The sequence below is a fragment of the Gilliamella sp. B2887 genome, from assembly GCF_026537015.1.
Taxonomy (GTDB): Bacteria; Pseudomonadota; Gammaproteobacteria; order Enterobacterales; family Orbaceae; genus Gilliamella.
The window spans coordinates 62,108-88,316 of the sequence record NZ_JAFNMX010000005.1; the positions used below are offsets into that span (position 1 = coordinate 62,108).

General features: G+C 34.4%; 17 protein-coding genes, 1 tRNA gene and 1 pseudogene. 12 read left to right on the forward strand and 7 right to left on the reverse strand.

Features of this window, described 5'->3' with window-relative positions; genetic code table 11:
• Positions 1–636 precede the first annotated feature (636 nt).
• Together J3U13_RS05790 and J3U13_RS05795 are read left to right on the forward strand one after the other, a co-directional pair.
• Positions 637–2,868: pseudogene (locus J3U13_RS05790) on the forward strand (phage tail tip protein); the annotation flags it as partial.
• A gap of 45 nt (positions 2,869–2,913) precedes the next feature.
• Positions 2,914–4,254, forward strand: coding sequence for a prophage tail fiber N-terminal domain-containing protein (locus J3U13_RS05795; RefSeq protein WP_267340751.1), 1,341 nt, complete (start codon positions 2,914–2,916; stop codon positions 4,252–4,254).
• A gap of 4 nt (positions 4,255–4,258) precedes the next feature.
• Here the strand turns inward: J3U13_RS05795 and J3U13_RS05800 are convergent, their stop codons facing one another.
• The gene (locus J3U13_RS05800) at positions 4,259–5,047 is read right to left on the reverse strand and encodes a CatB-related O-acetyltransferase (protein WP_267340752.1); all 789 of its coding nucleotides are present in this window, start codon (positions 5,045–5,047) and stop codon (positions 4,259–4,261) included.
• A 460-nt stretch (positions 5,048–5,507) separates the two neighbouring features.
• Positions 5,508–5,584: transfer RNA gene (locus J3U13_RS05805), tRNA-Val, on the reverse strand.
• A 290-nt stretch (positions 5,585–5,874) separates the two neighbouring features.
• Here J3U13_RS05805 and recQ point away from each other — a divergent pair.
• From recQ to J3U13_RS05820, 3 genes are all read left to right on the forward strand, one after another.
• Positions 5,875–7,713, forward strand: coding sequence for a DNA helicase RecQ (recQ, locus tag J3U13_RS05810; protein ID WP_267340753.1), 1,839 nt, complete (start codon positions 5,875–5,877; stop codon positions 7,711–7,713).
• Positions 7,714–7,820: 107 nt separating this feature from the next.
• The gene (locus tag J3U13_RS05815; protein WP_416380642.1) at positions 7,821–9,053 is read left to right on the forward strand and encodes a hypothetical protein; all 1,233 of its coding nucleotides are present in this window, start codon (positions 7,821–7,823) and stop codon (positions 9,051–9,053) included.
• Positions 9,054–9,236: 183 nt separating this feature from the next.
• Positions 9,237–10,415, forward strand: a complete 1,179-nt coding sequence (locus tag J3U13_RS05820) for a M20 family metallopeptidase (protein WP_267340756.1) — start codon at positions 9,237–9,239, stop codon at positions 10,413–10,415.
• Between the two features lie 314 nt (positions 10,416–10,729).
• Here J3U13_RS05820 and J3U13_RS05825 read toward each other — a convergent pair whose 3' ends face one another.
• Complete coding sequence (locus J3U13_RS05825) at positions 10,730–11,668, reverse strand: acyltransferase (protein WP_267340757.1); 939 nt, start codon at positions 11,666–11,668, stop codon at positions 10,730–10,732.
• Positions 11,669–12,074: 406 nt separating this feature from the next.
• On the opposite strand from J3U13_RS05825, the gene dnaX reads away from it, so the two are divergent.
• Positions 12,075–14,141, forward strand: coding sequence for a DNA polymerase III subunit gamma/tau (gene dnaX, locus J3U13_RS05830; protein WP_267340758.1), 2,067 nt, complete (start codon positions 12,075–12,077; stop codon positions 14,139–14,141).
• 34 nt (positions 14,142–14,175) lie between these two features.
• A complete protein-coding gene (locus J3U13_RS05835) occupies positions 14,176–14,514 on the forward strand; it encodes a YbaB/EbfC family nucleoid-associated protein (RefSeq protein ID WP_086271892.1) in 339 nt (112 codons plus the stop codon).
• A 109-nt stretch (positions 14,515–14,623) separates the two neighbouring features.
• Here the strand turns inward: J3U13_RS05835 and J3U13_RS05840 are convergent, their stop codons facing one another.
• Positions 14,624–15,430, reverse strand: a complete 807-nt coding sequence (locus J3U13_RS05840) for a cold-shock protein (RefSeq protein WP_267340761.1) — start codon at positions 15,428–15,430, stop codon at positions 14,624–14,626.
• Positions 15,431–15,788: 358 nt separating this feature from the next.
• On the opposite strand from J3U13_RS05840, the gene ruvA reads away from it, so the two are divergent.
• Together ruvA and ruvB are read left to right on the forward strand one after the other, a co-directional pair.
• Positions 15,789–16,397, forward strand: a complete 609-nt coding sequence (gene ruvA / locus J3U13_RS05845; protein WP_267340762.1) for a Holliday junction branch migration protein RuvA — start codon at positions 15,789–15,791, stop codon at positions 16,395–16,397.
• A 13-nt stretch (positions 16,398–16,410) separates the two neighbouring features.
• Positions 16,411–17,415 (forward strand): Holliday junction branch migration DNA helicase RuvB, encoded by a 1,005-nt coding sequence (gene ruvB / locus J3U13_RS05850; RefSeq protein ID WP_267340764.1) that lies wholly within the window; start codon positions 16,411–16,413, stop codon positions 17,413–17,415.
• A gap of 76 nt (positions 17,416–17,491) precedes the next feature.
• Here ruvB and cysK read toward each other — a convergent pair whose 3' ends face one another.
• From cysK to yfbV, 3 genes are all read right to left on the reverse strand, one after another.
• Entirely contained in the window at positions 17,492–18,457 is a 966-nt protein-coding gene (cysK, locus tag J3U13_RS05855; RefSeq protein ID WP_267340765.1) for a cysteine synthase A, read from the reverse strand.
• A gap of 685 nt (positions 18,458–19,142) precedes the next feature.
• Positions 19,143–19,649, reverse strand: coding sequence for a primosomal replication protein PriC (gene priC, locus J3U13_RS05860; RefSeq protein WP_267340766.1), 507 nt, complete (start codon positions 19,647–19,649; stop codon positions 19,143–19,145).
• Positions 19,650–19,662: 13 nt separating this feature from the next.
• The gene (yfbV, locus tag J3U13_RS05865) at positions 19,663–20,115 is read right to left on the reverse strand and encodes a terminus macrodomain insulation protein YfbV (protein ID WP_267340767.1); all 453 of its coding nucleotides are present in this window, start codon (positions 20,113–20,115) and stop codon (positions 19,663–19,665) included.
• Between the two features lie 196 nt (positions 20,116–20,311).
• Between yfbV and J3U13_RS05870 the strand changes: the two genes are divergently transcribed.
• The 3 genes from J3U13_RS05870 to guaA all read left to right on the forward strand — a co-directional run bounded on the left by J3U13_RS05870 (position 20,312) and on the right by guaA (position 26,097).
• A complete protein-coding gene (locus tag J3U13_RS05870; RefSeq protein ID WP_267340768.1) occupies positions 20,312–21,517 on the forward strand; it encodes an acetate kinase in 1,206 nt (401 codons plus the stop codon).
• A 68-nt stretch (positions 21,518–21,585) separates the two neighbouring features.
• The gene (pta, locus tag J3U13_RS05875; protein WP_267340769.1) at positions 21,586–23,736 is read left to right on the forward strand and encodes a phosphate acetyltransferase; all 2,151 of its coding nucleotides are present in this window, start codon (positions 21,586–21,588) and stop codon (positions 23,734–23,736) included.
• Between the two features lie 777 nt (positions 23,737–24,513).
• Complete coding sequence (gene guaA, locus J3U13_RS05880; RefSeq protein WP_267340771.1) at positions 24,514–26,097, forward strand: glutamine-hydrolyzing GMP synthase; 1,584 nt, start codon at positions 24,514–24,516, stop codon at positions 26,095–26,097.
• Positions 26,098–26,209 lie beyond the last annotated feature (112 nt).

The following is a 26,209-nucleotide window of genomic DNA, read 5'->3' on the forward strand; positions in this document are numbered from 1 at the left end:
AAATCCATCGATAATAAAGGGAATACGAACAGAACAGACGTATCAATGTCGGTGCAAATTGGTAAGGGTGATGCATGGAAAACGATTAAAAATGTTAACTTAATTAATAAAAAAACAAACTCTCAATATTTAACATCCGTCATTTTGGATGAATTACCCTCAACACCGTTTAATATTCGTGTTATACGAAATACACCTGATAGTAAATCTCAAACACTGGTAAATGATACGCTATGGAGTTCATACACTGAAATCTACGATGCTAAATTTTCATACCCTAATACTGCGTTAATCGGTTTAAAATTTAATTCTGAGCAGTTTAGTGGTACACCGAGGCGCAATTATCTCCTTGACGGTCTAATTATCAGGGTGCCAGATAATTACGATCCAGAAACACGAGAGTATAAAGGTTTTTGGTCGGGAGATTTTAAGCTTGCTTGGACAGATAACCCCGCATGGATACTTTATGAATTGTTGACAAATAAGCGTTACGGTATGGGTGATCGATTAAGTTCATTTGGAGTAGATAAATTTACTTTGTACTCTATTGCGCAATATTGTGATCAGTTAGTCGATGATGGCTTTGGTGGTAAAGAGCCGCGTTTCACCTGTAATTGTTATATTACAGAGCAACGACATGCTTTAAATGTTATTAATGAATTATGTTCAGCATTTCGCGGCATGCCTATATGGAACGGTACACAATACTCAGCGGTAATTGACAGACCAAATGATGTTGTTGCGATATATTCCAACGCGAATGTTGTTAACGGACAATTTACATATACTTCAGCAGCATTAAAGGAAAGGCATACGGCCGTACATGTGCGCTACATTGATCCTGATAACAATTGGGAAACAGCAATAGAATACGTTGCAGATGATGACCTAATTAAGCGATTCGGGTTAAATGTGGCGCAGGTTGACGCGTTTGGCTGCACATCCAGAGGTCAGGCTCATCGGGTTGGTAAATGGTTAATCCAGACTGAGAAATTAGAATCTCAAACCGTAACATTTTCTGTTGGTCGTGAGGGTATTCGACATTTGCCAGGTGACATTATTGGCATTGCTGACAATGACTATACTGGTACGACAATTGGCGGGAGAGTCAAGTCGGTAGATGGCGTCACTATTACATTAGATAGAGATATTGATATTAAAAAAATCAATGATGCATATTTCAGTGTTACGGATATCAACAGTGATTTACGCAAAATTAAAATACAAACTAAACCTAATCAAATCGTGTTAACAGAATTGGTTGATGTTGACCAGTATTCTGTTTGGAGTTTATACGACGGAAAAATAAAACCACGATTATTCAAAGCTATTACTATTACTGAAAATGATGATGGTACATATTCAATTACAGCTTTACAGCATGATCCTAATAAAGAAGCAATTGTTGACAAAGGCACGGTGTTTGAAAAAGAAAGCAATACAATATTCAACTGGGCAATCCCTCCTGTTGAACAATTACAGGTAGAAGTTACGCCAGAGTCTGATTTATATCAGGCTCGTTTATTGTGGTCAACACCTCGCACAATTCAGAATCTGAAATTTGAGGTAAAAATTTATCGTGATGAAAAATTGGTTAGTCGTGAGGTTGTTGCTGAAAATGAGTATTATATATCCGAGTTGCAGCAGGGTAAATTTAGTGCCATTGTTCGTGGTGTTGGTGAAAATGGGCGATTAGGTGATGAAAGTACGGTAGCATTTTCAATATTACCACCTGCAGCACCGTCGGGATTAGTCCTGACACCTAGTGCATTTAATATTGCAATTCGCCCCGTAATGACTGCCGTGTCCAGTTTAGGTACTCAATTTGAGTTTTACAAAGGCACAACAGAGGCGGAAGTCGAGGCTAAAACCCATTATATGGGACGCGCGATGTCACTTACTGACGTTGATTGTACTCCAGATACAAAATATTGGTACGGTGTCTGCGCAGTTAACGTTGTAGGTCGTTCTGAAATGTACATATCCAGCACCAAGACATTAATTGCTGAAAATGGCGCAGGGGGGTTATTCAGAATCCAAACCGACGACGGTAAATTTCCTGACAATGATACTGCTACATTAATGTTTTATCAACAATTTGGGTTTTATCCTGCCCGTGATACGACGTTGATGTTCTATTCACTAGATTCAAATGGAAAAGTTTATCATACAGAGGCTATGATATACGATGGCGCACACTGGATTATGCCGGCAATGTTTTTGGATGGACATTTAATTGCAACAGGAACTATTCGGGGCGACAGGATCATTGCGGGTACTGAAATGACAGCACTGTTAATTCGGGGCGGGAGCGTAGTAGCTGGCAGTGTTATTAGTGCCGGCACACCTCCGGCATTTGAGTTGCAACCTGATGGCACATTAACCGCAAGAAAAGCTAATATTTCAGGAAGTATCTACGCAAATTATGGGCAGTTAGATAACGTAGTTATCAACGAAAACTGCAAAATACAAGGAAAACTTACTGCGATGCAAATTGTAGGAGACCTTGTAAAAATGCACCTCTGTCATAAAGGTAGATCAATCACGATTAATCCAGAGCCATTCGATCGAGATATGGTTATTTTGCCACTAACATTAAATGCGATTGGGAGAAAAGGTTCGGGTGGTGACAAAGGGGAACAATTTTATTGGAGATATGGATGGCTGAGAATTATCATTAAAAATAATGCAAATTCGGAATTTATTGAAAGAAATCTTATGACATCAACAGAAAATCTTACAGTAAGCACAACCCTTTCAGTTACTGTACCGTCTAATGTGACGTTTTTCGTTACCACGGAATTGCCGAGTAAGAGTCGCGTTGATGGTATACCCGATTTTATAACAATCATGACAGTAAAAAAATAATAACCACCTTAATGGTGGTTTTTTATATCTAAAATTGGAGAGAAAATGACAATTATTTCAGGAGTTTTACAAAATGGGCTAGGCGAGCCGATTAATGGTTTGCTGTTGCTGCGAGCAATGCGCACTACCTCTAATGTTATAGAAAATACCTATATTCAGACCAATATAACAAACGGACAATATCACCTAAATTTACAACCATGTGAATATGATACATGGTTGGTAATAGAGGGATATAATAAAAATACTTTGGGCACAATTCAGATATTAGCCGATACTCCAGATGGTTCATTAAATGATTTACTGATCAATCCGACTAATGCAGAGATTATAACGCCAGAAATCTTACAACAGGTTAGCGAATTGCGAGATCAAACTAAAAAATACGCTGATACAATTGATCTATCCAAATTTATTAATAAATCGGGAGATGCAATGTACGGGCAACTTATTGCCGATACGTCAGGGATAAAATTCCCTATTGATAATAAAGCGTCCGTTGTAAATAGTGCTAATGATGATGGATTTTTGTTTCAGTATCATGATGTCGAAACAGGGCAAAAACATACATTGCTGCAATTCAAATGCAAACAAAACCAGTGGGATTTTGAAAATACTGACAATGTTACCATCAATAATAAGACCGTTCTAAAAATGGGGGATTTTGGTCTTGGGGCATTAATGGGTGCAGTTGCTACTAATTTTAACGACCATTTGGTAGGAGGATTTTATCAGGGGCGTAGTACATCATTTCCAGAATTATCGGGGAATAACACATTGACGCTGATTGTATATCCTAGTAACAGTTCTGCATATCGCGTAGAGCAAATAGCGGTAGTTAATGGTGAAAAACCAAATATTTATTACCGATGTAAAACAGCCAAAGGGGCACAGCCATTGTATGAAGTCATTACAACAGCTAACTCAACGGTTGATAGTAACGGAACCTTAAAAAAAGCATCGCCAATAGTGCAGTTGTTTGCCAATGATGATATTGATGCTGTTGATGGTTTTACTCAGTCAGGGTGTGGTTTAGTTAATAGTATGGCTCATGGTGTCAAAGCTATACGCATTGATGTGGGGCATTATGAGATTCATGGTAGTTTAGGATTTGCAAAGGATGGTTGGTACATCACACTACCTGAAGATGCAAACGGTAATAAAAAAATATTTGCCGAATATTCAGTTGACGATAATGTAATTACGGTCAAAACCTATACTAGAAAATTTAGCACTAAATTGTGTAAGATTGTGGCAGGGGAGCCTATTGATATTCCTGATGGGCGTTGGATTGATTTGCGTCTTGACATGCCAGAAAGAACTGAACAGGATGAATTAATCCCGTCTGTGTTAAATCCGATTGTCACTAATGATAATAACGGTTAAATAATTAACCGCTATTATTTAATTCAGATAGTTGAACTATGGCGGTATCGATATCATTAAATTTAACCTCCCTCAATGCTTCAACTGGGAGGTTCCACCATTCCAATTTACTAAGTTTTTCTATTATATCTTGGCTAAATCGGTATCTAATTATTTTAGCAGGATTGCCGGCAACAATAGCATAATCAGGAACATCTTTTGTTACCATGGCACATGATCCTATGATTGCTCCATTCCCTATTGTTATTCCACGCTTAATTACAGCTTTAGCGCCAATCCAAACATCATTTTTTATTATTGTATAGTTGTTGGATGCAATGAAATGTTCCCCAGTTACACCAATCGAATTAGCCCATTGAGGATCGCATTGGAAGGGATGTGTTGATAGCCAGTTTAGAGGGTGAGGATCTGGAGCAATTATCACATCACAAGCTATTGAACAAAATTTACCAATAGTTACATGACTATTAACAAGCGCATTACTATTGAGATATGTGTATTGACCAATAACTGATGATTCATGCACAATAGCACCAAAATTAACATAACTATCAAGATTCAATTGGTTATTTTCTGTAGCTGCTGTTACTTCTGTGATTTCCGAGTTTTCTTCGTTATTTTTATCACTAGGTTGCTCGTTACTTTCTTTATTTTTAGGTGTGCTATCTAAGATAACTTTATTATGGACTTCTTCATTAACGTGTATACCACCATCTAATTTTGCCGATATTTTATTTAAATTTCTTTTTAATTTAATTCCAGTTTTTTGATAAAACCAAGTCCTAAAGCCCATAATAGTTAAAAATTCCTTTTAAAAAATTGCATTATATTATGATCTAAATCTATAAATCAATCTTTAACTTACAATGTTCAACGGCAGATTGATACGATTTAAAAATACCAACTTTATTTAATCCATTGTTTCGATAAAAACACCACCATTCTTTATTGACATCAAGTGACGGAAAAATCAGGTACGAATCATTTTTGCAATTGTAAATTGAATCGTTATCTGGGTCGGTTAGTATGTAAATCGTTTTTGTGTAGTTTATTGTGATCTAGTTATGAAAGGTTAGTTAGTTTTATTCATCATAAACTAATATTTTTTTGGAGTGTGAATTGAAGTGAAAAGTTGGAAAGTGGATCGCAAAAATTTGCTAAAAATGGTACGAGTTTTACCCCAGTTTTACCCCTTTATTAAAATTGTGATGAAGATTAATTCTTTTGAAGCCTTTTCGCATAAGGCTTTAGGATGGTACGCCCGGGTGGACTCGAACCACTGACCCCCACCATGTCAAGGTGATGCTCTAACCAACTGAGCTACGGGCGTATATCGGAAACACGCAAATATTAACGGGCAATTCGATTTGTATCAAGTAAAAAATTTAAAAATAGCTGTTTTTTTAATCTGTCGAAGCATAAAGATTATAAAGTAGCCAATAATTGGTGTTTAATTGTTGAGTTAAAGAGGATGAAAGTGAGATTATTTTACATTATTATCATTCATGAAAAAATTATGCCTTCCGATATAGCAAATAAATATGAGTATGAGGTGGTTTGTTGAAATTATTTTAGCTATACTCCCCCGAATTGTTTAATGAGTTATTTGTTTTGGTTAATATGTCGATAAAAGATCAGATTGAAGATGTTCTACACAATGTGTTTGGATATAAATCATTTAGAAATCAGCAGAAAGAAATTATTGAATCAATTATCGATGGTCGAGATACATTAACAATTATACCAACTGGTGGGGGAAAATCGCTATGTTATCAAATTCCGGCAGTATTACTACCTAGTACTGCATTAATCATTTCCCCATTAATCTCATTAATGAAAGATCAGGTTGATCAACTGCTTGCTAACGGTATTCCAGCTGCTCTTCTCAATGCTACGCAGTCCTTGGCAGAACAGCAAGAGGTAATAGATAAATATTTAAAACACTCGATAAAGTTATTATACATATCGCCTGAGAGACTTGCTGTAGGTTCATTTATTTCAATGATTCAAAGTCATCCTCCATCACTTATTGCTATTGATGAAGCCCACTGTATATCACAATGGGGGCATGATTTCAGGCCTGATTATCGACAACTTGGACAATTGTCCACTCGGTTTCCTAACGTTCCAATTGTAGCGTTAACCGCAACAGCCGATAAGATGACACAAGCGGATATTATTCATCAATTACAGTTAGTCGATCCTTTGGTTGTTGTTCGTAGTTTTGATCGACCTAATATTCGATATACAGTTGTTGAAAAATTTAACTTAACAGAACAGGTAGTTTGTTTTATTGAAACTCAAAAAGGGAATAGCGGTATAATTTATTGTTCGAGCCGTTCTAAAGTCGAAGATATGACGACTCGACTTGCAACTCGGGGATTTTCTGTTATTGCTTACCATGCTGGTCTTTCTTATAGTGAGCGTCAAAATGCTCAGGAAGCTTTTTTGAAAGATAATGTGCAAATCATTGTTGCTACTGTAGCATTTGGAATGGGTATTAATAAACCTAATGTTAGATTTGTTGTTCATGCTGATTGTCCTAGAACTATCGAAGCCTATTATCAAGAAACGGGCAGAGCGGGGCGAGATGGAGTACCAGCAGAAGCTATTTTATTGTATAAAAAAAATGATTTGAATTGGTATTATCAACAAATCTCTGAAAAAACGGATGGAGTACATAAAGAAATTGAACAACATAAAATCGATGCTATGGAATCTTTTGCACAAAGTTTAACTTGTAGACGAATGGTTTTACTAAACTATTTTGGCGAAATAAGAAATGAGCCTTGCAATAATTGTGATATTTGTCTTTATCCTCCAGAACAGTATGATGGTTTAATTGATGCACAAAAAGTTTTATCTTGTATTTACCGAGTAGAACAACGTTATGGTGCACAATACATTGTTAATGTCTTACGAGGTTCTGCTCGATCTCAAATTAAAGAAAATGGTCATGATAAGCTGTCTGTTTATGGTATTGGTAAAAGTCAATCGAGTAATTATTGGTTAAGTGTGATTCGACAATTAATTCACTTAGGTTATTTGGTTCAAAATATTTTAACTTCTTCAACTTTACCAACTTTACAACTGACTCAAGAAGCAAGAAAGTTACTTAGGGGTGAAATTCCATTATCCTTAGCCAAACCTCGTCTTGAAATTGTTAAAAAAAGCCGCTTAAATCGTTATGCTCGATCAATAAATATGACGGCAATGTTATCTTTTGAAGAACGTATTTTATTTAATAATCTTAAAAGATTACGTAAAGATATTGCTGATACTGAAGATGTTCCACCTTATATTATTTTTAGTGATGCAACATTATTAGAAATGGTACAAACAACGCCAGAAAGTAAAAAAGAACTGATTAATATTACTGGAGTGGGAAAAATCAAATTGGAAAAATATGGAAATTTATTTTTAGAGGAAATTAAAGAATTTATAATAAAAAATATATAACTTGATGAATTCTTGACTATAATAACGATTAACGAAAAAATATAGTATTTCTAAAAAGTAAATCAAAAAATAGTAAAAATGGAGTTTTTATGTCACCTATGAATGACATGCCACAAATGTTGGCATTAGTACTGTTACTGGCTATTCTTTATCTTGGAGATATCGTTTCAATCCGCACCAAAGCATGGGTTCCTTCTGTATTTATTTGTGCAGTACTTTTTTTATTAGGGTACTGGACATTCTTTCCCGCCGATATTGTAGCACGAGCAGGTATACCAACAGTGGTTGCTGTTATGTTTATGTATTTACTCATTGTCAACATGGGTACTCTTTTATCGGTTAGGGAATTATTATTACAATGGAAAACCATCTTAATTACTCTTGCTGGAATTTTTGGCATTATCATTGTGTCTATTATAATTGGTTATCTATTTTTTGATTTTAATACAGTAGTTGTTGCTATTCCTCCTTTAGTGGGTGGTATTGTTTCAGCAATTATTATGGCAAATGGTGCAACCCAAGCTGGATTGCCAGATTTGGCCGTCTTTGCCATTATTATTTATGTGATGCAAGGATTTATCGGTTATCCCCTTACTTCCATTATGCTTAAGCGAGAAGGACGAAAAATTTTAAAACAATATCATGCAGGCACTTGGCAGATAAGTAATGATTCAAAATCATCCATTGATAAACAACAAGCGATATCGTCGGATGAAATTCCAATGCCAAGTTTATTTGCAAAAATTCCTGCTAACTACAATTCATCGTATTTTATTTTTTTACGTATTGCGGTCATCGGTTTATTGGCTTACTTAGTTTCTGAAGTTTTTAAACCAATTATGAGTGTCAGCCCTTTTGTATTATGTTTGTTATTTGGTGTGATTGCTGCAACTTTTGGTTTTTTAGAACGCCATCCATTAAAAAAAGCAGGTGGGTTTGGAATTACTGTGATGGGGTTGATGTTGTTTATTTTCGATACTTTAAGCCGAGCCACACCTGAAATGCTTGTACGTTTGCTAACTCCCTTAATTATCTTCATTTTATCTGCAGTTGTCGGGATGTTCATTTGTTCGGTTGTTGTGGGTAAGATATTAAAAGTGAGTAAAGAATTAGCTTTTTCAATTGCACTTACAGCATTGTATGGTTTTCCTGCTGATTACATCATTACTAATGAAGTTATTAATAATTTAACTAGAGATCCAAAAGAAAAAGAAGTGCTAACCAGTCATATGTTACCACCAATGTTGATTGGAGGATTTATATCCGTAACCATCGTTTCAGTCGTATTAGCAGGTATTATGGTGAATATGATAGTAGGACCTGCAACGATAATAAATTGAATATAATAGAAAAACAGTATTTGTAGTGTAATAAATCATTATAAAATCTAACAAATCTAAATAAATACGTTAATTAAAAATGACTTGTAGCATAAAAAAGATTAATAATATTTATTTGATGACAGCAAGAAAATATCTAATTTAATCAAAAATATAATTAATAGAAATATTGAAGGCAGTGAAATGACGAATAAAAACATAAAAAAATTAATACAACAAAATCTTGATGAGATGGTCGCTTTTCGTCGCGATCTTCATCGTCATCCAGAATTACCATGGGAAGAGTTTAGAACCACAGATAGAATAGCTCAAGAATTAGATAAAATAGGAATTGCCTATCGTCGTACTGAGCCTACAGGTATTATTGCTGAAATTGAAGGAGGCAAGCCAGGTAAAAGAATCTTACTCAGAGCAGATATTGATGCTTTACCTGTACAAGAGCTTAGTGAAAACATTGATTATAAATCAATGTTTGATGGTAAAATGCACGCTTGCGGTCACGATACTCATGCATCAATGTTACTGGCAGCTGCAAGAGTGCTTTATAAAATTCGTGAGCAATTAAAAGGTAATGTAAGGCTTGTTTTTCAACCTGCTGAAGAAATAGCTCAAGGTGCCAAAAGCATGGTTAAACAAGGTGTGCTTGATGGTATAGATAGTGCATTTGGTATGCATATTTGGTCACAGATGCCTATTGGTAAAATATCTTGTGTAGTCGGTTCGAGTTTTGCTTCTGCTGATTTGTTGACTGTGCGTTTTAAAGGAAGAGGGGGGCATGGCTCTATGCCACATGACACTGTTGATGCGGTAATGGTCGCTTCTGCATTTGTTATGAATGTTCAATCTATTGTTTCGCGCGAAATATCACCGCTTGATCCTGCTGTTGTTACAATCGGTCGTATGGATGTAGGTACCCGTTTTAATGTAATTGCTGAAAATGCGGTATTAGAAGGAACGGTACGTTGCTTTAATATTACTGTACGTGACAAAATTGAATCGGCAATTCGACGTTATGCTAATCAAATTGCCGCAATGTACCGAGCAACAGCAGAAGTAGAATATATCTATGGCACCCTACCTGTTATTAATGATAAAGAAAGCGCATTACTAGCACAAAAAGTAATTGTCCAATCATTTGGTGAACAGGCACTTTATTTTGAGGCACCAACTACAGGGGGGGAGGATTTTAGTTACTATACGGAAAATATACCAGGTGCTTTTGCTTTAGTTGGTTCGGGTAATCCTGATAAAGATACACAGTGGCCACATCATCATGGATGTTTTAACGTGGATGAAGATGGTATGGCATTAGGTGCTGAACTCTATGCTCAGTATGCTTGGTCTTATTTAAATCAAAATTAAATTTGTAAAAAAGTTTTAGGCTAGCTATACCTTTAAGTTAAAAATACTACTTTTAGTATAGCTTGCCTTGTGTTAGTCAGAATGATAAAGATTTATTTTTTTGAATTATAACTACATTAGTAATTTTAATATGGCACGAATATATAAACTCAATGAGTTATACTATTTGTGGTACTCATTTTAGAGTATCTTTGCTTCATTGCGAACATTATACTATTGAAAATTCGTTTCCATATTTTATCCAGATCTGAGATCACAAATCATTGTTACTAATTTACTTTCTTCAAAAAATGTTATGAATAATTTATTATGTATTAATTAAATAGAGATTCATCAATACTTGGAAAGAAAGGTTTTATTATGTTATATAAGTGATCGGCTTGTTTGGTATTGCCCGCATATTTGGCTGCGAGTCTTGCGTAACACCCACATGGCCAGTTCTTTCTTTTACTTTTTTCAAAGCAATCATATAATGTCTCATACACTTCAACGAGTGTGATGTCTGTGTTACTAATTTTTATAGTATCAATATTTGGTTGCGTAAAATGCTTAAGTAAAATAGCTCGGGCTAAATAATAAATAATATAATAATCCGATTCTGAGATCTTCTGTCTTTTACTCCAAAGTGATATACCAATGGAAATTACTTCATCATGTTTAAATTGCATAGCAAGTGAACAGAATTTACTGAGGGAAAAATCAGGATGAATCAGGGCTGGAAGCGTTTCGGTAATGTTGCGCGTCCATACTATTCCTGTTTTTATTATTTTGGCCGGAGAGCCAGCAATCATTGAAAAATCAATAAATGATCCATTAACAAGAGTTCCAGCTCCAACAACGCAGCCTTTATTGATTCTTGCACCTTTTAATATAATCGTATCGCGTGCTAACCAAACTTTATCTTCAATGACAACATCTTTAGAACGATTTATTCTTTTGCCAGTTTGCCTATCAAAAATACCATGCATGTCTGAATTGTAGATCCTACAATTAGCAAATAAACAGTCGTCACCGATAGAAATTGCACCATTTTCTGCTACATGTATGAAAATCATATCATTACAAATCAACCCATTACCTATAGTTAATTTGCAGTTTGATTCAATGATAATTCGACCTCTTAATTCACACAGATCGCCAATTTCTAACTCTCCACCGTTCCGAATTGTTATCGATGCTGAATTAAACTTAGTTCCATAACCTATTTTTATTTTTGGTTTGGACTCTGAATATTCAATATAGGATGAATACATCTCAATCCCGTTTGAAATTTCAAACGGAATGTCAGAATTATTTTTTAGTGTTGTTAAAATATTCAAAATTTTTTAATATCAAAGTGAAAATATTCCTAAAATATCATATCATATGAAAACTGTACATATCTCGGTTACGAGATCTTAACTGTTAGTTAATAGTGATTGGCTTATTTTTTATTAAATAAGGATTTTTTAGTGATCAGAATTTATCATTTACAATTTTATTCAGCCTGAGAGTGAAGTAATCAATTAATTTCTATTTTGTAAAAAGTTTCAGAATAAGCTTACATTTATGTAAAAACCAGTTGTCCAATATTAAGTCGGTTATTGGCTTGTTGCAGACTAATTTAGGACTTTATGCTATGATAAAAACCAATTTCATTCATAAAAAGTAATGGTGATTATGAGTTATCAAGTTCTAGCACGTAAATGGCGACCAAAATCATTTTCAGAAGTGGTAGGTCAGCAGCATGTTTTAAAAATTTTATCTAATGCGCTATCTCTAGAACGAGTTCATCATGCTTATCTATTTTCAGGTACTCGAGGCGTTGGAAAAACATCTATTGCTCGTTTATTAGCAAAAGGTTTAAACTGCGAAACGGGCATAACAGCCACACCTTGTAGTGTATGTGATAATTGCCGTGATATTGAGTTAGGACGCTTTGTTGATCTACTTGAAATCGATGCTGCTTCTAGGACTAAAGTAGAAGATACTAGAGAGATCTTGGATAATGTTCAATATCTCCCTACTAAAGGTCGATTTAAAATTTATCTCATTGATGAAGTGCATATGTTATCACGCAGTAGCTTTAATGCACTACTTAAAACATTAGAAGAACCACCAGAACATGTCAAATTTTTGTTAGCCACAACTGATCCCCAAAAATTACCAATAACTATATTGTCGCGCTGCTTGCATTTACATTTAAATGTACTTGATACTTCGCTAATTGCTGGGCAACTTTCTCATATTTTAAAATTGGAGCAGATTAAAAGCGATCCTAAAGCTATTTCGTTATTGGCTAAAGCCGCGAATGGCAGTATGCGTGATGCATTAAGCTTAACGGACCAAGCCATTGCACTTGGTAATGGTGAAGTTGATGCTGCATCAGTTAAGATGATGTTAGGTACTCTTGATAAATCTATCCCTTTTTCACTGATTGAAGCACTTTACCATAATGAAGGTAATACCTTAATGCAGCATATTGATATGGCAGCTACGCAAGGTGCAAATTGGGATTGTTTGTTAGCAGAAAGTATTGCACTTTTACATCAAATAGCTCTGTTGCAAGTTGTACCAACGGCATTAGGTGATTACATAGACCAAGAAGAGCGTATTCGTTTTTTAGCAAAGCATATGGCGCCAAACGATGTACAGTTATATTACCAAATCCTATTAATGGGTAGAAAGGATTTGGCATTTGCTCCTGATAAAAAAATTGGCACTGAAATGAGCTTTTTACGTGCTTTAGCTTTCATGCCTAAAAATATTAATAAAACTACAGAACCTAAATCCAATATTAAGCCACAGGTTGAGTTACGAGATGTACCTGAACCAAAGTCTCAGTTACAATCCACTCAATTTTTATCAAAAAAAAAGAGCAATGCAGAGTCTAAATCTCACTTAATTTCAGATCAAAATAACAATATATTGATTGACTCTCAGCCTATGCCTGTTGAACATTCAAGTGTTCAAGATGTATCGATTCCCGATGATGCATCATCTGTTACAAAAAATATATTAGAAATGCGAATGCAATTATTGAAAGGGGAACAAAAAACAAAAAAGTTTAAATCCAAAGTTGAGTCATTAGATCCAAAAACCGAGATAATCCATTCACCAATATCTTATGCTAAAAACATTTCTCAACTTACTGATAATACACAAGTAGAGTTAAAAACTATTGATAAAGATGAAAGTGACAACGAAACCCAAGAAGTCATTACTGCTGAAAATTATCAGTGGCAAGCTTGCGGTTATGTTGAGACTAAAGATGATTTAATTATTGACACTAAAACGTTCCGGGAATCGCTCAATGGAGATAAAACTCCTGCAATAACGAAAAAATTAATTGAGGAAACGGCACAAAAAGATGCATGGTGTGCTGAAATAGAACGGCTAGATTTATCGCCGTTAATCAGACAAATTGTTAGTAATTCATTTATTGAACAAATTGATGAAAATAATATTATTTTACATATGCGCTCAGCGTTAAAACATCTGGTTAACTCATCTTGTAATGTGACTAAAATAGAAAAAATTTTAGCTAATCATCGTCAACGAGCATTAAAAGTAAAGATTATTCTAGATGATAATAAGAATAATAAAACGCCTTTAGAAATGCGTGAAGATCTGTATCAACAAAAGCTTACACAAGCTAAAGTGACCATAAATGAAGATCCAAAAGTGTCGATGATCTGTCAATATTTTGAAGCGAAGATTGATGAGGCGAGTATTCGTCCTGTATAATTATGGGCTAAATTTTTTTTAATGAGGAATAAATATGTTTTCAGGCGGAAAAGGTGGTTTAGGTAATTTAATGAAGCAAGCTCAACAAATGCAAGCAAAAATGCAACAAGCACAGGAAGAAATTGCTAAATTAGAGGTGACGGGTGAATCAGGTGCAGGATTGGTTAAAGTTACTATAAATGGTGCACATAACTGTAAACGTGTTGAAATTGATCCTTCTTTAGTTACTGAAGATGACAAAGAAATGCTGGAGGATCTGATTGCCGCAGCATACAATGATGCAACCCGTCGTTTAGATGATGCTCAAAAAGAACGCATGGCTCAAGTGACTGGTGGTATGCAATTACCTCCCGGTTTTAAAATGCCATTTTAAACAATCTTTATTTGCTATAATAAATATTTTGAATTTGAATTGATTTAATTTCAGAATTCAAATAGGCAGAAAGAACAATACTAATTTCTTTCTGCTTAATTTGATAGAATTATTTACCAATAAAAATAAAATCATTAACTAATTTTTCATTATCATAAGTCATATCGCTTAACCTTTTTTTAAAAATTTCACACAAATCGTGTATCGAAATTTCCTTGACTTTGACATTATCATAATCATTTATTTCTTTGCTTTCACCTTTGGTTACAATCCAGACTTGTTTATTTTTACCTGTAAGTACCATTGTTTTTGGTGTAATACCACCATCAATTTTTTTTATGTTGAATGTCAGTTGTGATTTTTGGTTAAGCTTATTAATATAATTTTCTATTTGTTCTTCTTTATAAGATTCAAAATCGCTTTTCAATGTACAGTCATACATTACAGCTAAATTATCAATAATAAAAAAACCATCAGCTTTACCTGCTTGGCAGTCGCGATCGAATTGAAATATTTTATTTAAACCAATTAATTTTAATAAATCAAATACTGAATCTTCAAATGCAATAGGATCTGTTATGGATTTGATTTGTAGCACAGAATCAATTAAACGAGTTTTATAAGATTTAGCATCAATATTATTCTCCAATGAATTATCATCAGACAAATTCTGCTCATTATTTTTTGTTTCTTGATTATTTAAAAGTTTAATGTTCGTGGCGAATCTTATTCCTGAGTCTTTTTCATTAGCTGTAAAAGTAACTCGAGAGCCTATTTTCAATTCATCAATGTTTAAATTACTTAAATCTTTTTTTGTAAAATAATAATCATTTTTTTCATCTAATGCTCTTATAAATCCATAATAGCTGTCTTCATTATTTTTATCCGGATACAGGTTTTTGATTTGACTAATCACGTATAAGGCTCCTTAATAGCTTGAGGTGTTCTAAAAAAATAAATAACTCAACTGCTTAATTGATAGTCAATACTATAAATACATTTGGCGATATTTACCAGTATTATGTATATAAATATCTAATATAAATCATCTATTTCAATGTTAATTAAAGGATTTAAAAACCATTTGCCTGTCTATTTATACAGTTTTTCTTTATTAATTTTTTTCTATCAGGTAAACTAACTGATAAAGAATTCAAATTTTTGCTACCATTGCTTTGCAAATTAAACCTAATTTTCAAACAATAAAAATTATCAAATATTGTGTTTTTTAGCTATAACTTGTGTAACTAACATCGGATTATTAAGGATAAATTGTGATAGGTCGTCTACGTGGAACCATTATTGAAAAGCAACCTCCTAAAGTGTTAATTGAAGTTCGTGGAGTCGGTTACGAGGTTTTTATGCCAATGACCTGTTTTTATGAATTACCGGAAAATGGTCAAGAGGTTATTGTATTAACCCATTTTGCCGTACGTGAAGATGCTCAACTATTGTATGGTTTTAATCAAGAACAAGAGCGAGAACTATTTCGTGAGTTAATTAAAGTTAATGGTGTTGGTCCAAAATTGGCATTAGCGATTTTATCTGGTATGTCAGCTCAACAATTTATCAATGCGGTGGAGCAGGGAGAAATTAAGACTTTAGTGAAGTTGCCTGGGGTCGGGAACAAAACAGCTGAACGTTTGATTGTCGAAATGAAAGATCGTCTTAAACGTTTTTCTAAAGAACTGTCACCAATGAGCACTATGATTGAAACGAATAGTGTTAATAAATCATCCAATCAAATTGAAAGCGAAGCAGTGTCAGCACTTATTGCATTAGGTTATAAACCACAAGAAGCCAGTCGTATTATCAATAAAGTTATAGAGCCTAATATGGACTGTGAAACACTCATTCGCGAAGCTTTGAAAGCAGCATTATAAATAGGGATTCAGTATGATTGAAGCGGATCGTTTGATTGCCCCACAAGCGCAAAAGGAAGAAGAATCACTTGATCGTGCTATTCGTCCTAAATGTTTGGACGAATACATTGGTCAACCGCAAGTTTGTGAACAGATGAAAATTTTTATTCAAGCTGCTAAGCAGCGTAGTGATGCGCTTGATCATGTATTGATTTTTGGTCCTCCCGGCCTTGGTAAAACTACTTTAGCAAATATTGTTGCTAATGAAATGGACGTTAATTTGCGTACTACTTCTGGTCCTGTTTTAGAAAAAGCAGGTGATTTAGCGGCAATGCTAACCAATTTAGAACCTAACGATGTACTATTTATTGATGAAATCCATCGTCTTTCACCTGTAGTAGAAGAGATTTTATATCCAGCGATGGAAGATTATCAGTTGGATATTATGATTGGCGAGGGGCCAGCAGCACGTTCAATTAAGATCGATCTTCCACCTTTTACATTAATTGGGGCTACAACACGAGCTGGGTCACTCACATCGCCGCTACGTGATCGTTTTGGTATTGTACAGCGCCTGGAATTTTATCGGGTTGAAGATTTGGAATATATTGTCGGTCGAAGTGCCAAATTTTTAGGGATGGATTTATCTGACGAAGGGGCACATTTAATTGCTAAACGTTCACGTGGTACACCAAGAATTGCTAATCGCTTATTGCGCCGCGTGCGTGATTATGCTGATGTAAAATCAAAAGGTATTATCGATCAAAAAATTGCTGCTCAGGCACTTGATATGTTGGATGTAGATAATCAAGGTTTTGATTATATGGACCGAAAGTTATTGCTCACTATTATTGAAAAATTTCTGGGTGGGCCGGTAGGTCTTGATAATATTGCTGCAGCTATAGGTGAAGAGCGTGAAACGATTGAAGATGTACTCGAACCGTTTTTGATTCAACAAGGTTATATTCAAAGGACACCAAGAGGGAGAATTGCGACACCACATGCTTATCGGCATTTTGGTATCATTCAAAATGAATAATTATTTTTCCACTTAATAAGAAGGTTTAAAAAAGCACGATTTAAATTAGGTCGTGCTTTTTGTTAGAAGATTTGGTTTAACCGAGTTCTTTTTCAGTAAAAATACCACTAAATAAATCGGTACTCAGGTAGCGTTCACCTGAAGAGGGTAAGATTACTACAATGGTTTTATTCGCATATTCAGGTAATTTTGCTAAACGATCAGCCGCGTAAACAGCAGCACCAGATGATATACCTGCTAATATACCTTCTTTTTCCATTAATTCACGAGCTGTTTCAATGGCTTGTTCGGTAGTGACTTTTTCAACCAAATCAACCAGACTTAAATCTAAGTTTTCTGGAATAAATCCTGCACCGATACCCTGAATGTTGTGTGGTCCTGGTTTAATTGGTTCGCCCGCTAGCGCTTGGCTAATAACTGGAGAGGTAGTTGGTTCAACAGCAACAGCTATTATGTTTTTGCCTTGGTTTTTTTTGATATAACGAACCGTACCAGTAAAAGTACCACCAGTACCGACACCAGCAATAAAAATATCTACTTGACCATCTGTATCATTCCAAATTTCAGGTCCTGTGGTTTTTTCATGAATTTCTGAATTAGCAGGATTGCTAAATTGTTGTAACATAATATTTTTCTTAGGATTGCTTGCTACAATCTCTTCGGCTTTTTCAATCGCACCTTTCATACCTTTTACCGCTTCGGTCAATATTAAATTAGCGCCTAAAGCTTTAAGTAGTTTACGACGTTCTATACTCATGCTTTCTGGCATGGTTAGAGTCAATTTATAGCCTCGTGCAGCAGCAACAGTTGCAAGAGCGATACCTGTATTACCACTAGTTGGCTCGATTAATTCGACGTCCGATGTTAATAATCCGCGTTTTTCTGCATCCCAAATCATATTCGATGCAATACGACATTTAACGCTAAAACTGGGATTGCGCGATTCTACTTTGGCTAAAATATTTCCATTACCAAAATGCTTTAAACGAACTAGAGGCGTGTGACCGATAGTTTGGGAATTATCATCAAATATTTTACTCATTAAATAGTCCTTATACAAAATTTAAAGGGAATAGCGCCTTAATAATCGCTGACGATAATGACATTATAAAGATAACTTAAAAAGATGATAATAAATAATAATTGTAACAATATTCTTTTTTGATATAAGAATCGTATTATGTCATTAAAAATGAAATGCCTTTAAACATATTGATTAACAGACATCATCCAATTAAAGGAGTTTAATAGACATATAATAATATATCTCTATGATTGATATTGAAGAAAGCATAAATAAAGTATCCAGATATTCATCAAAACAAATATTCAATAGTGAGATATAAAAGAAGAATGTAAACAATAATTAGGCAGATTGAGCTACACATTAATATTAGACTGTGAGGAAAACTTTTCCAACTAATGGAGTAAATCCATACAGAAAACCGCACATTAACAATTTAACAAACTCTGAAATATCTGTCTGATTATATATAAAAACTGAACAGCTAGGTGAGAAAATTAATAATAATTAAAACCTTTATTATTAAATCAATATCAAATGGTAAATTGATAATTGGGATTTTGAAATTTATATTGCTATGTTTTTGTATTATGAAAGATAAGGTTATTTAGCATCAATGCGTTTAACATCCATGATTTAAAAATATTCATTCTTAAAATAAATAATATAAGATTTTAATTCTGTTGTAAGCAAATACTATAATTCAATCTAGGCTATCGTTTTCTATTTCTAATTCAATTTTTTTTATTGCTTGTTCACAGCGATAGATTCGATTATCCAATGTTGCAACTTTAATATGATTAATTGATTCTGATGATAGTTCAAATTCATATTTCATATCTTGTAATCGTCTTAGATAATCCAAATGTCTTGAGTGTTTTTCTGCAAGTGTTTCTTGAATAATACAATTTGTTCGCTGTTGACGTAGATATCCTGTAGCAAGTTCACGGGTAAGGGCACTGATTTGATCAATAAGTTTTTCCGACAAAAACTCAATTTGCGAGAATTTCTGGGAGAGTGCCGCATCACAAATAGCTTGATATGTGAGTTTAATTTTATCAAGATAGAATTGGTTATTGGATTCAATTTTGCTTGTATTAAACAAATGCTGATCAAAATAACGTTCTTGAAAAGGCTGTTGATCAGATAAATTTATCTCCTGTTGTAGTGCATTGATTTGACTTTTTAATTTTCCCAAAAATTTTTGCATGAATAAATCTTCTTTAATCGTTAGATGTATCATCATCTTGCCCAAAATAATTACCTAAGTGAATTTTTGATAAGTTGATAAGTTGCATGAATGCCTCAAAAGTTAATTTTTCATTTTTGTTTGTATTTACATCTAATGCTTGTTTCTCGATGAGTTGTAACTTGATTCGATTATAGCAATCAACTAAATTAAGAGGTAAAGGTGATTGTGAACGTCGACCTAACCAAAATATACCTTGTAAAGGTAAGCTCAAGACAAATAAAATTGTTAAAATTGTTACTGCAAGCTGCGCAGGCGTATAATATTGCCAAACAATTAGACCGACAATGATAGGTGGCAGATATTTTGTTAGGGTTTTTATGTGGTTAATGATTTTTAATTCAGGAAATGAATGCATCAATTGTTGATCTGTAGGACAAAGCTTCATATACCTTTGTCCAGCCTTAAATGTATTAACTAAATTCATCTTGTTGGGATTCCTCGACATTCACTTCTTATTGTCTTAAAATAATGCCATTCAAATTGGGGACTCTCTCTATTTTATCTCAAAAAGCAAGATATCAGAAGTCACCTTAACGTAATCACATCGATATTTAAAATCATGTGTTGAGTTACCAATTTTGATTGGTATATATCTTTTTATTCAATTTATAGGAATTACTATGTCATCAAGTAATAACGCTCTTGTTCTTAATTGCGGAAGTTCTTCATTAAAATTTGCCATTATTAACCCTGAAAATGGTGATGAATTTTTATCTGGGTTAGCTGAATGTTTTAATCTTCCTGATGCACGTATTAAGTGGAAACTTGATGGTGTTAAGAACGAAGCTTCTTTAGGTGCTGGAGCCGCTCATAGTGAAGCAATTAGATTTATTGTTAATAGCATCTTCCCTCAAAAACCAGAATTATTAGATAGTATTAAATCTATTGGACACCGTATTGTTCACGGTGGTGAAAAATATACTCAATCTGTCGTAATCGATGATTCAGTATTAAAAGGCATTGAAGAAGCAGCAGCATTTGCACCTTTACATAATCCTGCACATTTAATCGGTATTCGCGAAGCTTTTGCTGAATTTCCTCATTTAAAAAATAAAAATGTGGCTGTTTTTGATACTGCATTCCATACAACTATGCCAAAAGAAGCTTATTTGTATGCTATTCCTAACGAACTTTATACTAAACATGGTATTCGTCGTTATGGTGCACATGGTACGAGCCATTATTACGTTAGCCGTGAAGCTGCAAAATTATTAAATAAACCAGTAGAAGAAACAAATGTAATTACTTGTCATTTAGGTAATGGTGCATCAATTACTGCTGTTAAAAACGGTAAATGTGTTGATACTTCAATGGGCTTAACTCCACTTGAAGGTTTAGTAATGGGTACACGTAGTGGTGATATCGATCCTGCTATCATGTTCTTCTTACACGATAACTTAAATATGTCCGTTGCTGATATAAATAATCTTTTAAATAAAAAATCTGGTTTACTAGGATTAACTGGTGTAAGTAGTGATTGTCGTTATGTAACTGATAACTATGATAGTGATGAAAATGCAAAAAATGCTTTAGATGTCTTTGTTCACCGTTTAGTTAAATACATTGGTGGTTATGCAATGCTTTTAGACGGTCGTTTAGATGCAATCGTATTTACTGGTGGTATTGGTGAAAATTCTGAAGAAGTTCGTCGTATGGCATTACAAAAATTAAGTCTTCTTGGTTTTGAACTGGATCAAGAACGTAATCTTGCTGCACGTTTTGGTCATGGCGGTACAATTACTAAAGACGGCTCTGCCGTTGCAATGGTGATTCCAACCAATGAAGAACTTGTTATTGCTCAGGATGCTGCGCGTCTAACTGCTTAATAAACGTTTAGAACCGCCGAAATGGCGGTTTGTTTTTACATAATAAAGAATTTAAGAGGAAATCAATTATGTCTCGTACTATTATGCTAATCCCAACCGGAACCAATGTAGGGTTAACAGGTGTGAGTCTTGGTGTTATTCGAGCTATGGAGCGTCAAGGTATTAACTTAAACGTTTTTAAACCAGTTGCCCAGCCAAGAGCGGGCGGTGATGCCCCTGATAATACCACCACGTTGGTTAGTAATAACACAACAATTCCAGTTTTAAAACCACTTAAAATGAGCCATGTTGAAAACTTATTAGGTTTAAATCAACAAGATGTGCTAATGGAAGAAATCGTTGCCCTATATGCTGAAAATACCAAAGGTGCTGACGTTGTATTAGTTGAAGGTATTGTGCCAACTTCTGATTATCCTTTTGCCAATGAATTAAATAATAACATCGCTAAAACTCTTGGTGCTGAAATTATATTTGTTGTCAATATGGGTAAAGACACACCTGAACAATTAAAAGAACGTATTGAAATTGCACGCTCTAATTTTGGTGGTATTAAAAATGAAAAAATTGTTGGCGTAATTGTCAATAAAGTTAATGCGCCAGTTGAAGAGCAATCGCTCGCTCGCCCAGATGTTGCAGAAATTTATCATACTCCAAAATTTGACGATAAAAAAATCACGATTAAAGATTTAAACGAATTTAGTCCACTTCCTGTACTTGGTTGTATTCCTTGGAATATGGATCTAAGTGCTTGTCGTGCTATTGATATTGCCAAACATTTTGATGCCAAAATTATCAATGAAGGCGGTATTAAAAATCGTCGTATTAAACACATTTCTTTCTGTTCTAGAAGTGTACCTAATATTATTAGTCATCTACAACCTAATGCGTTATTAGTGACTTCTGCTGACCGCTCAGATGTACTTGTAACTATTGGTTTAGCTGCGATGAATGGCGTATCAATCGGTGGGGTGTTATTAACGGGTGGTTATGAAATAGATGAAAAAGTCTATAAATTATGTCAACCAGCATTTGATACTGGTTTACCAGTGTTTACCGTTCAAACTAATACATTCCAAACTTCAATCAACTTGCAACAATTTAATTTAGAAATTCCGGTTGATGATAAGGAACGTATGGAAAACACACAAAACTTTGTGGCTGATCATATTGATTCTAACTGGGTTAAATCATTAAATGAAGTAGTGAATTCAGCTCGTCGACTATCACCACCAGCATTCAGATATCAATTAACAGAACTTGCACGTAATGCAAAAAAAGTGGTGGTTTTACCAGAGGGTGATGAGCCAAGAACAATTAAAGCTGCTGCAATTTGTGCAGAGCGAAATATTGCAAAATGTGTACTTATTGGTAATCCTGATGAAGTTCGTAAAGTGGCAGCATCTCAAGGTGTTACATTAGATGCTGGAGTTGAAATCGTTGATCCAGATACAATTCGTGAAAAATATGTACCACGTTTAGTTGAATTGCGTAAAAATAAAGGTATGACCGAAGTTATTGCGCGTGAACAATTAGCCGACAATGTCGTACTTGGTACAATGATGCTTGAAGCGAACGAAGTAGATGGTCTTGTATCAGGTGCAGTTCATACGACAGCTAATACTATTCGCCCACCATTACAATTAATTAAGACTGCGCCAGGTAGTTCACTTGTATCATCTGTTTTCTTTATGTTAATGCCAGACCAAGTTTATATCTATGGTGACTGTGCAATAAATCCAGATCCTAATGCACAAGAACTTGCTGAAATTGCTATTCAATCAGCAGATACAGCAATTGCTTTTGGTATCGAACCACGTGTAGCGATGATTTCGTATTCAACAGGTAGTTCAGGTCAAGGAGCTGATGTTGAGAAAGTGAAGGAAGCAACTCGTATTGCTCAAGAAAAACGCCCAGATCTTATGATTGACGGTCCATTACAGTATGATGCGGCAGTAATGCCAGATGTGGCTAAATCTAAAGCTCCAAATTCACAAGTAGCGGGTAAAGCAACTGTATTTATCTTCCCTGATTTAAATACGGGGAATACTACATACAAAGCAGTACAGCGTTCTGCTGATCTTGTATCTATTGGTCCAATGTTACAAGGTATGCGCAAACCTGTTAATGACTTGTCTCGTGGTGCGTTAGTTGACGATATCGTGTATACTATTGCATTAACAGCTATTCAATCAGCACAAGAACAGAACGCTGGTAAATAGTTTATATTAATGTTTCAATTTGTGAGAGGTTAGTTAATAACCTCTCATTTCTAATTATTTATAACACCTTTTCATTTATAAGAAACAAAATAATTAAAAGAGTGTTTATTGTATATTATTTGTAGATTTTGTTCACTCCAACTTCTTTAATTATTTAAGAATAATTAATTTAGATTAATTTATTTTTAGTTATCAGCGTATTCTATTTCATTCATTCATTCATTCATTCATTCATTCATTCATTCATTTATTAATTAGTTTCATATTTTGGTTGCTCATTTAATTCATTTTAATGATTCAACAAGCACGGTTTATGTTAGTAATTTTAATTTCCTGCTTGAAAATGATGCTTACTTTTGTTGAATAAATTGATTTTAAATTAATATTATCAGAGTTAAAGATTATGTACACTTCTAATCAAAACTTAATCATAATTATTGATCCAATCTTTTATCTTGAACTTTTATGATATGAAGTAAAAGTATTAAACGCTGTCATAGGATTTGAAAATACAAAGCTTTAATATCGAAATTTTATTGAAAGTGCAGTTTTAGAAACATCAGCTCCTATTATCCTTTTATAAATTTTATACTACTGCTAAAAAATAATAATTCAACGCGATATTTAATTTATTGCTTTATTTCCTAGCCATGTTAAGTATCTTTTTACAAATATTTATTACGTAAAAAAATGCCGACATGCTATTTAAGGTTAATGATTAGATGGTACAATACCAACTAATTTTTATATTGGCTTATATTTTAGGAATTAAAATTGATGAATAAAGACATCCACCAACAGCGTATATTGATTTTAGATTTTGGTTCACAAGTAACGCAATTAATTGCTCGAAGAGTGCGTGAAATTGGTGTGTATTGTGAACTTTGGCCGTGGGATGTTTCGGAAGAAAAAATCAAACAATTTAATCCTAAAGGCATCATTCTATCTGGTGGTCCTGAAAGTACTACCGATCAAAATAGCCCTAGAGCTCCAGAATATGTGTTTAACGCAGGCGTTCCCGTGTTAGGTATCTGCTATGGTATGCAAACTATGGCAATTCAAGTAGGTAAGGGCGGACAAGTTACTGCATCTAATCAACGAGAATTTGGTTATGCTAAAGTTGATATTCTTGCAAAATCAAAATTAACAGAAGGTATTTTAGATAGCACCAATGATGCTGGTATTGAGCAACTGGATGTCTGGATGAGTCATGGTGATAAAGTTACTTCATTACCTGACACATTCACCCTAATTGGGCAAACAGAAACTTGTCCATTCGCTATTATGGCCAACGATGAAAAACAGTTTTATGGTGTACAGTTCCATCCTGAGGTAACGCATACGGTTAAAGGATTAGAGTTATTAACGCGTTTTGTTATTGATATTTGTCAGTGTGAAAGACTATGGACACCATCTTCTATTATTACTGATGCAATTACCCGTATAAAAGAAAAAGTTGGTAAAGATAAAGTATTACTAGGTTTATCTGGTGGTGTTGATTCTTCGGTTACTGCATTATTATTACATCAAGCAATTGGTGACCAGCTAACTTGCGTCTTTGTTGATCATGGGTTATTACGTTTAAATGAAGCAAAGCAAGTCATGGACATGTTTGGTGATAAATTTGGTTTAAATATTATTGCAATTAATGCCGAAGATCGATTTATGGCCGCATTAAAAGGAGAGGTTGATCCTGAAGCTAAACGTAAAATCATTGGTCGTGAATTTGTCGCTGTTTTTGATGAAGAGGCGGCAAAATTAAAAGATGTCAAATGGCTTGCTCAAGGCACCATCTATCCAGATGTCATTGAATCAGCTGCTGCTGATACAGGTAAAGCCCACGTGATTAAATCTCATCATAATGTTGGTGGTTTACCTGAAGATATGAAAATGGGGCTAGTTGAACCATTAAGAGAATTATTCAAAGATGAAGTACGTAAAGTTGGTTTAGAACTCGGTTTGCCTTACGATATGCTTTACCGTCATCCATTCCCTGGACCAGGTTTAGGGGTGCGTGTTCTTGGTGAAGTGAAAAAAGAGTATTGTGATTTACTACGACAAGCCGATGCTATTTTTATCGAAGAACTTTATAAAGCTGACCTATACCACAAAGTTAGTCAAGCATTTACCGTATTTTTACCAGTACGCTCGGTAGGAGTAATGGGAGATGGGCGAAAATATGATTGGGTTGTCTCATTACGTGCAGTTGAAACTATCGACTTCATGACCGCTCACTGGGCTCATCTTCCTTATGACTTTTTAGGTAGAGTATCAAACCGTATTATTAATGAAGTCAATGGAATATCACGAGTTGTATATGATATAAGTGGAAAACCGCCTGCAACCATTGAATGGGAGTAAAAAATACTTCTATTAGGTGTAATATTAAAAAATCCAGTTATCCATAACGATGTAACTGGATTTCTGTTTTTAAATATCTATTCTCTTGTCGTGAATCTTTATATTTTTTTGT